Below are 11,558 nucleotides of genomic sequence, written 5' to 3'. Positions count from 1 at the left end.
AAATCTTTGGACAAGTGTAAAATAATGGCGAAATAGCCTCTATCGCTACAAGGTAATGAGAAATTGAGTGGCTATGAAACCTTGTTGTTTGAGCAATCGCTTTATTGTTTATGAAAAACAATGTGGGCAAGCTAAATGCTATGGTTAAGTCGGACAAAAATTAAGTTGTACTTTTAGATACAAAATTTGTGATTGCGATAACATTGTTCGCACTGACAGGAACGGCCTTGACTTATTACACTGATAGCTTGAAGATTAAACACATTCATATCACTATTACTAAAAAATTATTCATCACATTATTATTCATCATATTAAGGACATCACAATGGCAAAGCCTAGCACTCTTTCAAAAAGTATCAATACTATTGGCTCTTTCACACGCAACAACCTAGAGCGCGTGGGCTCCATGATTGATAGCATGAATGCCAAAACAGGCAAACCGCGCCAATATAAAGCGGTAGATTTAGGCGATGAGGATTATCAACAAGACTTATTTCGTGAGCAAACCTTAAAGGCTACGCAGCAATTATTAGGTCCACGTTTTGCTACTTATGGCAAATATGCCAAAAAGTCGTACCAAACAGCTTTTTTCAATCGACAGTAGATAGCGCGTTTGCTCAAGTTGCGAAACTTGCATCAAACTGGAGTCAATTAGACTTACCGAACGAGCATCGCTTTGCCAATATTGCTACTTTAGATGATGAAGAGCGTTATGCACTTGCAACTGACATCGCTAACCAAAATCGTGCACTTGCAGCAATGGGCGGCCTTACGGGTCTAGCAGGGCTGCCAGGTCTACTCTGCTGATACCTTATGGCTATTATTGGTATCTCTACGTACTGTCTACCAAATTGCAGCTATATACAATAAGCCGCTCACAGGTAAACAAGGTGTGAAAATGGCATACGAATTGCTCTCAAGTGCCGATCTAAGCAAAATGCAAGAAAAACAAGCATTGCTAGCAGGTATGGGTATCGGTAAAGGTTTGCTGGATAATGCTCAGAGCCACGGGTTGCATAGCGAGCTGAAGAACTTGGGTCTAAAAAATCAAAACGTAAACTACTATGCTGAGCAAATAGACAGTATTGCTAGACAAGTAGGAATTGATTTGGACAAAATAAACCTATTATGGGTTCGCCGTTTTATTCCCGTTACAGCAGTAGCCATCGGCGTACATTATAACAGTCAGTTGATTGATGAAGTGATTGGCGTTGCTAAAGCGACTTTTGCGCCAGAGGCAAAACTTGCCAATCGTGCCATTACTGATGACAGTAGTAGCGAGGCTGAAGTAAAAAGCCAGTAATAACGATGCGCAGAAAGACACAGAAAAGACAGAAGAAAATAGCGATACAGAAGAAACCAGTAGCAAAAAAGACTCAGACAAGCAAACGTCTGATAAAAAAAGCCAAGTAATAGACATATTATTTGCTAGTTAGGTTGTATATTAATAAGCAAAATGGTATTTATTTTGGTTCGGTTGAATAGGGTGACTTGAAATCAGGATAAATACCACCACTTAGTTACTATCAAGTAGCATTTATATTCGAATATCTTTTCTTAATGATGCTTGAGGTTGCCTTGTTTACTTTATTTATGACGCTGTTTTTCGGCGAAAAAACGATAAAGTGATATAATGCGAGGATGAATGCATATCTATCAAATGTTGTAAAGCGAAACCATTCATAAGTGGTTGAAATAGCAGCAACAACTCTTTATAATACACTGTCCTAAAAATGGGTGCCCAGAAATCTGCAATTATTGTCAGATAGATGGTGCATTGGCCCATTTTTTGTTTTATACCAAACGGGAGAAGGATGCCTTATGGCAACAACTAACCAATTGATTCGTAAAGGTCGCAAAACCATCAAGGAAAAGTCAAAAGTTCCTGCGTTGGAAGCGTGCCCACAGCGTCGCGGTGTATGTACTCGTGTATATACTACCACGCCAAAAAAACCTAACTCTGCCATGCGTAAAGTATGTCGTGTACGTTTGACTTCAGGCTATGAAGTATCAAGCTATATCGGCGGCGAAGGTCATAACCTACAAGAGCACAGTGTTGTTCTAATCCGTGGTGGTCGTGTGAAAGATCTACCAGGTGTACGTTATCACACTGTTCGCGGTGCATTAGATTGTGCAGGCGTTAAAGACCGTAAGCAAGGTCGCTCTAAGTACGGTGCTAAGAAGCCTAAAGTTTAATAACTAAACGTTATTAACAAAGCTTTTGTACTACCCAATAACTGTGCATGGGTTTGGTGTCAGTAGTCATATTACTTTTATATAAGTGATTTGCTCTTAAAACATACCACCATGCAGTAAGGCTAACTGATAACTCGCTGCTATACCCTAATGATGAGTAGTCGATGTTGTGAATGTTAGACACTCCTGAAGATAAGGAAATTTATTATGCCAAGACGTCGCGTCGTTGCTGCCCGTGAGATCCTACCGGATCCTAAGTTTGGTAGCCAAACTGTTGCAAAATTCATCAACCATGTAATGAGTGATGGTAAAAAATCTACTGCTGAGCGTATCGTTTACGGTGCACTTGAGACAGTAAGTGAGAAGCGTAAAGTTGAAGATCCAGTATCTTTCTTCGAAGAAGTGCTTGAAAATGTACGCCCAATGGTAGAAGTAAAAGCTCGCCGCGTTGGCGGTGCAACCTATCAAGTACCAATGGAAGTACGCCCCTCCCGTCGTACTGCCTTGGCTATGCGTTGGTTAGCTGAAGCTGCTGCTAAGCGTTCTGAAAAATCAATGGCTTTGCGTTTAGCTGGTGAATTGAATGATGCTGCTGATGGCAAAGGCGCTGCTATGAAAAAAGCGTGACGAAGTTCACCGCATGGCAGATGCTAACAAAGCATTCTCTCATTACCGTTTCTAAGCTACTTTTTAACAGTAGCTTGAGATTAATAGCTCATACTCATTAATCTTACATTGTTGTTTATTCTATTGATTGCCGCCATCATCATTCGGTCATATATAAATGTTATTTATTAATGACTGGGGTGGCGGACATCTATCAAGATGTCTCTCTTAACAAGTATGACTTTCATCCTTTCATTAGAGAACATCCCAAATTTGATGCCACACTATTCTTAGTATTTGCTCTTTTTTTGTCCGTATTAGGCTCAATAATCAGTAAGTAATATTACGAAGCTGAACGCTTTGTCATAGAGTATGAGGTAGAGACACAATACATTATTATATACACGACTTTTCCTAGGAAAACACTATGGCTCGTAAAACTCCCCTAAAACGCTATCGCAATATTGGTATTTCAGCGCACATCGATGCTGGTAAAACGACCACTACTGAGCGTGTTTTATTCTATACCGGTGTTAGCCACAAAATTGGCGAAGTACATGATGGCGCAGCCACTATGGACTGGATGGAGCAAGAACAAGAGCGTGGTATTACTATTACCTCAGCAGCAACAACTTGTTTTTGGTCAGGTATGGCTAAACAGTTTGCCGAACACCGTATCAACATCATCGATACCCCAGGTCACGTTGACTTCACAATCGAAGTTGAACGTTCTATGCGCGTACTTGATGGCGCTTGCATGGTTTACTGTGCAGTAGGCGGCGTTCAGCCACAGTCTGAGACCGTATGGCGTCAAGCGAATAAATACAAAGTACCACGTCTTGCATTTGTAAACAAAATGGACCGTGTTGGTGCTGATTTCTATCGTGTTATCGAACAGATCAAAACCCGTCTTGGCGGCAAGCCAGTACCATTGGTTATTCCAATTGGCAAAGAAGATGACTTCGAAGGCGTTGTTGATCTAGTGACTATGAAAGCTATCTATTGGGACGAAGCGTCTCAAGGTATGCAGTATGATGAGCGTGATATCCCAACTGAACTACAAGACAAAGCGGACGAGTATCGCGAGTACCTTGTAGAAAGTGCTGCTGAAGCCAATGAAGAGTTGATGAACGAATATCTAGAAAACGGTGAGTTGACTGAAGAGCAGATCCACAGTGCTATTCGTCAGTTGACTATTGATAACGAAATCATCCCACTTCTTTGTGGTACTGCCTTTAAAAACAAAGGCGTACAAAAGATGCTAGATGCGGTTATCCAGTATCTACCAGCACCAATTGACGTACCTGCTATTAAAGGTATTCTTGATGACAAAGACGAAAGCGAAGGCAGCCGTGAAGCATCAGATGAAGCACCTTTCTCAGCACTAGCGTTCAAAATCATGAACGACAAGTTCGTTGGTAACTTAACCTTCGTACGTGTTTATTCTGGTGTCATGAAGCAGGGTAGCAGTGTTTATAACCCAGTTAAAATGAAGCGTGAGCGTGTTGGCCGTATTGTACAGATGATGGCAAACTCTCAAGAAGAGCTTGCAGAGATTCGTACAGGTGATATCGCAGCCCTAGTCGGCATGAAAGATGTAACGACTGGTGATACGCTATGTGACGAAGACAACGTGATCACGCTTGAGCGTATGGAATTCCCAGAACCAGTTATCTCTCTAGCGGTTGAGCCAAAGACCAAAGCTGACCAAGAAAAAATGTCAATCGCGCTTGGCCGTTTGGCAAAAGAAGATCCATCGTTCCGTGTACACACTGACGAAGAATCTGGTCAGACGATTATCAGTGGTATGGGTGAGCTGCATCTAGAGATTCTTGTTGACCGTATGAAGCGTGAATTCAACGTTGAAGCAAACATCGGCGCACCTCAGGTTGCTTATCGTGAGACGATTCGTAACACTGTTGAACAAGAAGGCAAATTCGTACGTCAAACAGGTGGTCGTGGTAAGTTTGGTCACGTATGGTTACGTCTTGAACCACTTGATCCAGCTGGCGACACTGAATATGAATTCGCTGAAGAAGTTGTTGGCGGTGTGGTACCAAAAGAATTCCACGGTGCTGTTGATAAAGGTATCCAAGAGCGCATGAAAAACGGCGTACTTGCAGGCTACCCAGTTGTTGGCGTAAAAGCGACTTTGTATGATGGTTCTTATCATGACGTTGACTCTGATGAATTGTCATTTAAGATGGCAGGTTCTATGGCCTTCAAAAAGGTTTCTTAGCAGCTGATCCAGCGCTACTTGAGCCAGTGATGAAAGTAGAAGTTGAAACACCTGAAGACTACATGGGCGACATCATGGGCGATCTTAACCGTCGTCGTGGTTTGGTACAGGGTATGGAAGACCTACCTGGTGGCACTAAACAGATTCGTGCTGAAGTACCATTAGCGGAAATGTTTGGTTATGCCACTCAAATGCGCTCTATGTCACAAGGCCGTGCAACTTATTCAATGGAATTCCAAAAGTACGTTGAAATTCCAAAATCAGTTGCTGCTGAAATCATCTCTAAGTACAACTCTAAAGATGATGACGAGTAAATAAAACTTACTAAAGGTGACAATATAGAGTATCTCTGTGTATTGTCACTAAAGAATCGGCCAATAACTTGTTAAAAGACTTGTTATTGGTCGCAATTTTCTATAATATCTGCACATTAGTATGTGTAACCTTTTAACAATTATCTTAAGGTGACCAAGATTTTCTTAATTGTCATATTTATATGAATTAAGCTTTGGAACCAAAAAAAGAGGAAATACCCATGGCAAAGGCCAAGTTTGAACGTAGCAAGCCACACGTCAACGTCGGTACCATCGGACACGTTGACCATGGTAAAACCACCCTTACCGCTGCAATCGCAACCGTAGCTGCAATCACCTCTGGTGGCGAAGCAAAAGACTACGCGTCTATTGACTCAGCACCAGAAGAAAAAGCACGTGGTATCACCATCAACACCTCACACGTAGAATATGACACAGACACACGTCACTACGCACACGTAGACTGCCCAGGTCACGCCGATTATGTTAAAAACATGATCACAGGTGCCGCTCAGATGGACGGCGCAATCTTAGTTGTATCAGCAACTGACGGCCCAATGCCACAGACTCGTGAACACATCTTGCTATCACGTCAGGTTGGCGTACCATACATCATCGTATTCATGAACAAATGTGACATGGTAGATGACGAAGAACTACTAGAACTAGTAGAAATGGAAGTTCGTGAACTATTGAACGACTATGACTTCCCAGGTGATGACACCCCAATCATCCACGGTTCTGCTACTGAAGCCCTAAAAGGCTCACAAGAAAAATACGGCCAACCAGCCGTTGTAGAACTACTAAACGTACTAGACACCTACATCCCAGAGCCAGAGCGTGACGTTGACAAAGCATTCTAATGCCAATCGAAGACGTATTCTCAATCTCAGGTCGTGGTACCGTAGTAACTGGCCGTGTTGAATCTGGTATCGTAAAAGTTGGTGACGAAATCGAAATCGTTGGTATCCGTGACACTCAAAAAACCACCTGTACTGGTGTAGAGATGTTCCGTAAAATGCTTGACGAAGGTCGTGCTGGCGAAAACTGTGGCGTACTACTACGTGGTACTAAGCGTGAAGACGTACAACGTGGCCAAGTACTAGCGAAGCCAGGTTCAATCACGCCTCACACCAAATTTGACGCTGAAGTATATGTACTGTCAAAAGAAGAGGGTGGTCGTCACACACCATTCCTAAACGGCTATCGTCCACAGTTCTACTTCCGTACCACTGACGTAACTGGCGCAATCCAATTACAAGACGGTACTGAAATGGTCATGCCTGGTGATAACGTTGAGATGGGCGTAGAGCTTATCCACCCAATTGCTATGGACAAAGGTCTACGCTTCGCTATTCGTGAAGGTGGCCGTACTGTAGGCGCTGGTGTTGTTGCTAACGTATTGAACTAAGACTTAAGTCTCAGTAATGAGATTATGAATTAGTCATAAAAAAGCCACCCTATCTAGGGTGGCTTTTTTTTGGAGGTAAATAGGGGTATTTGCAGCATTAGATCTAAGTTTTGGTAAAATGGTTCTTTTGATGGAGTGACTTTTGATACTGGCTATTTATTTATAATGCACTGTATTGTAATTTGCCACATAGCTTGCTATATTAGCGCTGCATTTAACGTGTATGGTTAATCTAAACCATAACGAGAAAGCCTATAATTAATATAGTGACTTTTGATAGATGTAATATCAGGTAAAAATTAACAATTTTACCGCCAAAGGCTTGCATTCTATGCTGGATATTGTATAATGCTGTCCTTTACATCCATAGGCGATTGGCTCAATTGGTAGAGCATCGGTCTCCAAAACCGAGGGTTGTAGGTTCGAGTCCTACATCGCCTGCCATCTTCTTATCTCATCTTTGTTGTACCCCATCATCTCCGAAGCGAGTTCTTTATGAGCAATAATCAAGATAACCTCGAGACTAAGTTATCTGATGCCAAGGCGGTTGCTGGTGGAATGCTGTCTAAAGATAAGCACATCTCAGCGAGCGGTACTTCTGCTGTTGAAGTTGCTAAGACTGGCTCAATCAAAGATTTGATTTTGTGGCTACTTACCGCAATTGTTTTGATCGGTGCGACTCTCGTTAATCAATATCTACCAGGCTATTGGCAACCTGCCAACGATGTCTGGGTACGTATTGGTATTATTGTTGCACTTGTTTTATTTGCATTAATTTGCTTGGCGCTGACGCATCAAGGTCGTGCTTTTAAAATATTATTAAGAGACGCAGGTGTTGAGCTTCGCCGAGTGACATGGCCAGGTAAAGACGAAACCTTTCAATACACATGGCAAGTCATTGTCGTAATCGGAATTGTTGGGTTTTTTATTTGGTTATTAGATAATTTCTTTAATTGGTTCGTTGGTATCTTTATCGGTTAATAGCACGTATTAGTGACTATTAACGAGAGATTTACTTATAACGACTTATTCATAATGATCAGGAGCGTGATATGCGTTGGTATATTGTCCAAGCGTTTTCAGGATATGAAAAACAAGTACAACGTTCGTTAACTGATCGTATTAACCGTAGTGACTTTGCTGAGTCATTCGGTGATGTACTGGTTCCTACTGAAGAAGTCGTCGAAATGAAAGACGGCAAAAAGCGTAAGAGTGAGCGTAAATTCTTTCCAGGTTATGTATTGATCCAGATGGAGATGAACGATAATACTTGGCACATCGTAAAAGATTGCCCTCGTATTATGGGCTTCGTTGGTGGCACGCCTGAGATGCCTGCACCAATTACGCAAGTAGAAGCGGACCGTATTTTGAACCGTTTGAACCAGACTGAAACTGACCCACGTCCTAAGACGCTATTTGAGCCAGGCGAAGAGTTATTGGTTATCGATGGTCCATTCACTGACTTTAAAGGGTTAGTAGAAAAAGTGGATTATGAGAAGTCTAAACTACATTTAACGGTAAACGTATTTAATCGACCTACGCAGGTTGAGCTTGAGTTTAGTAAAGTTGAAAAACTAGACTAAATCAGCAAAAAGTTAATCAACCGGGGAGCTGTTAGTCAACTAGGTATATGTCATATCACGTTGATTTGGCGCTATCACCCATTTAGGAGAGTATCATGGCTAAGAAGATTGATGGTTACATCAAACTGCAAGTGCCTGCAGGCAAAGCAAATCCTTCACCACCGATTGGTCCAGCTTTGGGTCAAAAAGGCGTGAACATCATGGCGTTCTGTAAAGAATTTAACGCTGCGACCTCAGGCCAGGAGCCAGGTCTACCGATCCCAACTGAGATCACAGTATATAACGATAAATCTTTTACCTTCATCATGAAGTCACCACCAGCTGCGTACTTACTACGTAAAGCTGCTGGCATCGCTAAAGGTTCAGGTACACCGAACACTGCTAAAGTCGGCAAAGTGGACCGTGCACAACTAGAAGAAATCGTTAAGACTAAGAATGCAGATTTAACGGCTGCTGATCTTGACGCTGCTGTCCGTACCATCGCTGGTACTGCACGTTCAATGGGTATTACCGTGGAGGGTGTATAATGTCTAAGCTAACCAAACGTCAAAAAGAAATTCAAAGCCGTGTTGATAACGAAAAACAATACACGCTAGAAGAAGCTGTTCAAATCCTAAACGATTTGCCAGCGCTAAAATTCAAAGAGTCTATCGATATTGCAGTAAACTTGGGCGTTGACCCACGTAAATCTGACCAAGTCGTTCGCGGTGCAACCAATCTACCTGCTGGTACTGGTAAAACTAAACGCGTTGCTGTATTTGCTCAAGGCGCTGCTGCTGAAGCCGCTAAAGAAGCTGGTGCGGACATCGTTGGTTTTGAAGACCTAGCAGAAGAAATCAAAGCCGGTAACATGGACTTTGATGTTGTGATCGCAGCTCCTGATGCTATGCGTGTTGTTGGTCAATTGGGTACGATCCTAGGTCCACGTGGTCTAATGCCTAACCCTAAAGTTGGTACGGTAACGCCAAACGTTGCTGAAGCTGTGACTAATGCGAAAGCGGGTCAGGCTCAGTACCGTGTTGATAAAGCTGGTATTATCCATGCAACTATCGGTCAAGTTGGTTTCACTGCTGAGCAAATCGAGCAAAACGCGCAAGCGATTCTTTCTGATTTAAAGCGTGCTAAGCCTGCTACTTCTAAAGGTACTTTCATCAAGAAAATCACCTTGTCTAGCACGATGGGCCCTGGTCTAACGATTGACGCTGTTCCTTATCGTACTGCAAAATAATTAAAGTCTCTATTTTTGAGTACTTGAACTTCAAGTATTTTGAATGTCGAGCACATACTATATTCAAAAATTAGGTCAGCGTAGTATTTGCTACGCTGTCTAAGACCGTAGGTAGAGAGTGGTTTAGCGTCATAAGTGACAATTTTCGAATGGTTAAATATGACACTGAGTCACTTTTGTTAATCGACGACAGATGAAAATCTTAGTTGTCCTACGCAGACGGTGGCCCACACAGTTTAAGACACGAGCGAATAGGGCGGTAAGGTTATTTATATAATCTTCAAACTATTACTCAACGTCATTCTGATAACGGTGCCGTAATCAGTCGTTACCAGTAGATGCTTTTTTTATTAATTGAATCCGCTGGTAATGTGTCGTATCAAGTCAGTCCTAGCTTGAAATTTAAGCTTGCAGAAATTTCGATTTTTAGCGCTTTTATGATAAGCAGATTGATAAGATTAAAGGAGTCAACTTATGGCATTAACGCTAGAGCAAAAACAACAAGTTGTGGCTGAAGTGTCTGAAGTTGCTGCTAATGCTTACTCAGCAGTAGCTGCCGAATATCACGGTATTGGTGTTGCACAGCTTACTCAGCTTCGCGTACAAGCCCGTGAAAAAGGCGTCGTTTTGAAAGTGGTAAAAAATACCCTGGCAAAACGCGCTTTTGAAGGCACTAAGTTTGAGAGCATGTCAGACCGTATGACTGGTCCACTACTTTTGGCTTTCTCTATGGAAGACTTGGGATCTGCCGCTCGAGTCGTTTTCGACTTTAGCAAAGACAACAAAGCTTTAGAGACCAAATTAGTATCAGTCGGTGGTGAAGTTTATGGTCCAGAAGAGCTAGAGCGCGTATCGAAGCTACCAACTCGCGACGAAGCAATCTCTATCTTGATGGCTACTATGAACGCACCAGTGACCAAGCTTGTCCAGACTATGAACGCTGTTCCTGGCAAGTTCGTTCGCACTGTAGCGGCAATCAAAGACGCAAAAGAAGCTGCTTAATTGCTTGTTTTAACGTAACTTTAACATTGCTAATTTTGGTTGAATTTTATTGCCACATTCGGCAATCAATCAAAGCGATATTAAAATCAATTAATTTTTATCAGATAACGGAGAGTTCTCATGGCACTATCTAAAGAAGATGTGTTAAACGCAATCGCTGAAATGTCAGTAATGGACATCGTTGAGCTAATCAGCGATATGGAAGAAAAAATTCGGCGTAACTGCTGCTGTTGCTGCTGCTGCACCTGTTGCTGCTGCTGCTGGTGGCGCTGCTGCTGCTGAAGAAAAAGACGAGTTTGACGTTGTTCTTGCTAGCTTCGGCGACAAGAAAGTTGGCGTAATTAAAGCCGTACGTGAAGCAACTGGTCTTGGCCTAAAAGAAGCGAAAGATTTGGTTGAAGGCGCTCCAGCTCCAATCAAAGAAGGCGCATCTAAAGCTGAAGCTGAAGAGTTGAAAAAGAAACTTGAAGAAGCTGGTGCAACTGTTGAACTAAAATAAGTTTAACACTGTACAGAAAAAAAGCTGGTAATGCCTTGCATTGCCGGCTTTTTTTATTATAATTCGTAGCTTGACCTTTTGTGTCTGCCAACATACGTATGCATTAACGGTGGATACCCATCAAAAGGACAGACGATATACATGCAAGTACACATACCAGTTTTTAAAATCAGTTAATATCAGCTAAACGTCTGTAGATGTTTGGCATTTTTTGTGTCTGCATGCTTTCCTATCAACACTATAGTTTATACTGATTCTTAAAGTTATAGTTACCCCAATTATTAATCCTGAAAAAAGCGGTATTCTGAAAAAGCTGGTGATCATAAGTTGCCTACTTGGTGTGGCATGACTGTCGATATTAAGTCTTATAGACAGTTTGCATGTGTAGGGAACATAGTTCGGTAATAAGCAGTCTAGATGGCAAGTGGCTTATATGCAATCTTAATAGACGTTATTTTCCAGCAATGTATTTGTAAA

8 protein-coding genes, 1 tRNA gene and 4 pseudogenes are annotated in these 11,558 nt (G+C 42.0%); all 13 read left to right on the top strand.

Going from position 1 to position 11,558, the window contains the following annotated elements:
* Nucleotides 1–328 precede the first annotated feature (328 nt).
* A complete protein-coding gene (locus PKHYL_RS14750) occupies nucleotides 329–607 on the top strand; it encodes a hypothetical protein (protein ID WP_240365482.1) in 279 nt (92 codons plus the stop codon).
* 294 nt (nucleotides 608–901) lie between these two features.
* Nucleotides 902–1,306, top strand: a complete 405-nt coding sequence (locus PKHYL_RS14745; RefSeq protein WP_240365481.1) for a hypothetical protein — start codon at nucleotides 902–904, stop codon at nucleotides 1,304–1,306.
* Between the two features lie 518 nt (nucleotides 1,307–1,824).
* A complete protein-coding gene (gene rpsL / locus PKHYL_RS14740; RefSeq protein WP_011281154.1) occupies nucleotides 1,825–2,199 on the top strand; it encodes a 30S ribosomal protein S12 in 375 nt (124 codons plus the stop codon).
* Between the two features lie 207 nt (nucleotides 2,200–2,406).
* A pseudogene (rpsG, locus tag PKHYL_RS14735) lies at nucleotides 2,407–2,881 on the top strand (30S ribosomal protein S7).
* A 351-nt stretch (nucleotides 2,882–3,232) separates the two neighbouring features.
* Nucleotides 3,233–5,358, top strand: a pseudogene (fusA, locus tag PKHYL_RS14730) (elongation factor G).
* 221 nt (nucleotides 5,359–5,579) lie between these two features.
* A pseudogene (gene tuf, locus PKHYL_RS14725) lies at nucleotides 5,580–6,769 on the top strand (elongation factor Tu).
* A gap of 368 nt (nucleotides 6,770–7,137) precedes the next feature.
* A tRNA-Trp gene (locus PKHYL_RS14720) sits at nucleotides 7,138–7,213 on the top strand.
* Nucleotides 7,214–7,264: 51 nt separating this feature from the next.
* On the top strand, nucleotides 7,265–7,750 hold the full coding sequence (secE, locus tag PKHYL_RS14715) for a preprotein translocase subunit SecE (protein ID WP_240365480.1): 486 nt from the start codon (nucleotides 7,265–7,267) through the stop codon (nucleotides 7,748–7,750).
* A 71-nt stretch (nucleotides 7,751–7,821) separates the two neighbouring features.
* Nucleotides 7,822–8,352, top strand: a complete 531-nt coding sequence (gene nusG, locus PKHYL_RS14710; RefSeq protein WP_071002919.1) for a transcription termination/antitermination protein NusG — start codon at nucleotides 7,822–7,824, stop codon at nucleotides 8,350–8,352.
* A gap of 95 nt (nucleotides 8,353–8,447) precedes the next feature.
* Nucleotides 8,448–8,879 (top strand): 50S ribosomal protein L11, encoded by a 432-nt coding sequence (gene rplK, locus PKHYL_RS14705; protein WP_071002920.1) that lies wholly within the window; start codon nucleotides 8,448–8,450, stop codon nucleotides 8,877–8,879.
* A complete protein-coding gene (rplA, locus tag PKHYL_RS14700) occupies nucleotides 8,879–9,580 on the top strand; it encodes a 50S ribosomal protein L1 (RefSeq protein WP_071002921.1) in 702 nt (233 codons plus the stop codon). The genes rplK and rplA overlap by 1 nt, the downstream gene beginning before the upstream one ends.
* A gap of 474 nt (nucleotides 9,581–10,054) precedes the next feature.
* Entirely contained in the window at nucleotides 10,055–10,582 is a 528-nt protein-coding gene (gene rplJ / locus PKHYL_RS14695) for a 50S ribosomal protein L10 (protein ID WP_071002922.1), read from the top strand.
* A 120-nt stretch (nucleotides 10,583–10,702) separates the two neighbouring features.
* A pseudogene (rplL, locus tag PKHYL_RS14690) lies at nucleotides 10,703–11,081 on the top strand (50S ribosomal protein L7/L12).
* The last annotated feature ends 477 nt before the right edge of the window (nucleotides 11,082–11,558 follow it).

Origin of the sequence: Psychrobacter sp. KH172YL61, assembly GCF_007182895.1 — a bacterium.
Taxonomy (GTDB): domain Bacteria; phylum Pseudomonadota; class Gammaproteobacteria; order Pseudomonadales; family Moraxellaceae; genus Psychrobacter; species Psychrobacter pacificensis.
The sequence above is the reverse complement of the archived record's forward strand: the minus strand, read 5'-3'. Positions and strand labels throughout refer to the sequence as shown.

Bases quoted from the DNA above. Each gene is read 5' to 3' on its own strand.
- PKHYL_RS14750 (WP_240365482.1), top strand. From the start codon at position 329: ATGGCAAAGCCTAGCACTCTTTCAAAAAGTATCAATACTATTGGCTCT.
- PKHYL_RS14745 (WP_240365481.1), top strand. From the start codon at position 902: ATGGCATACGAATTGCTCTCAAGTGCCGATCTAAGCAAAATGCAAGAA.
- rpsL (WP_011281154.1), top strand. From the start codon at position 1,825: ATGGCAACAACTAACCAATTGATTCGTAAAGGTCGCAAAACCATCAAG.
- secE (WP_240365480.1), top strand. From the start codon at position 7,265: ATGAGCAATAATCAAGATAACCTCGAGACTAAGTTATCTGATGCCAAG.
- nusG (WP_071002919.1), top strand. From the start codon at position 7,822: ATGCGTTGGTATATTGTCCAAGCGTTTTCAGGATATGAAAAACAAGTA.
- rplK (WP_071002920.1), top strand. From the start codon at position 8,448: ATGGCTAAGAAGATTGATGGTTACATCAAACTGCAAGTGCCTGCAGGC.
- rplA (WP_071002921.1), top strand. From the start codon at position 8,879: ATGTCTAAGCTAACCAAACGTCAAAAAGAAATTCAAAGCCGTGTTGAT.
- rplJ (WP_071002922.1), top strand. From the start codon at position 10,055: ATGGCATTAACGCTAGAGCAAAAACAACAAGTTGTGGCTGAAGTGTCT.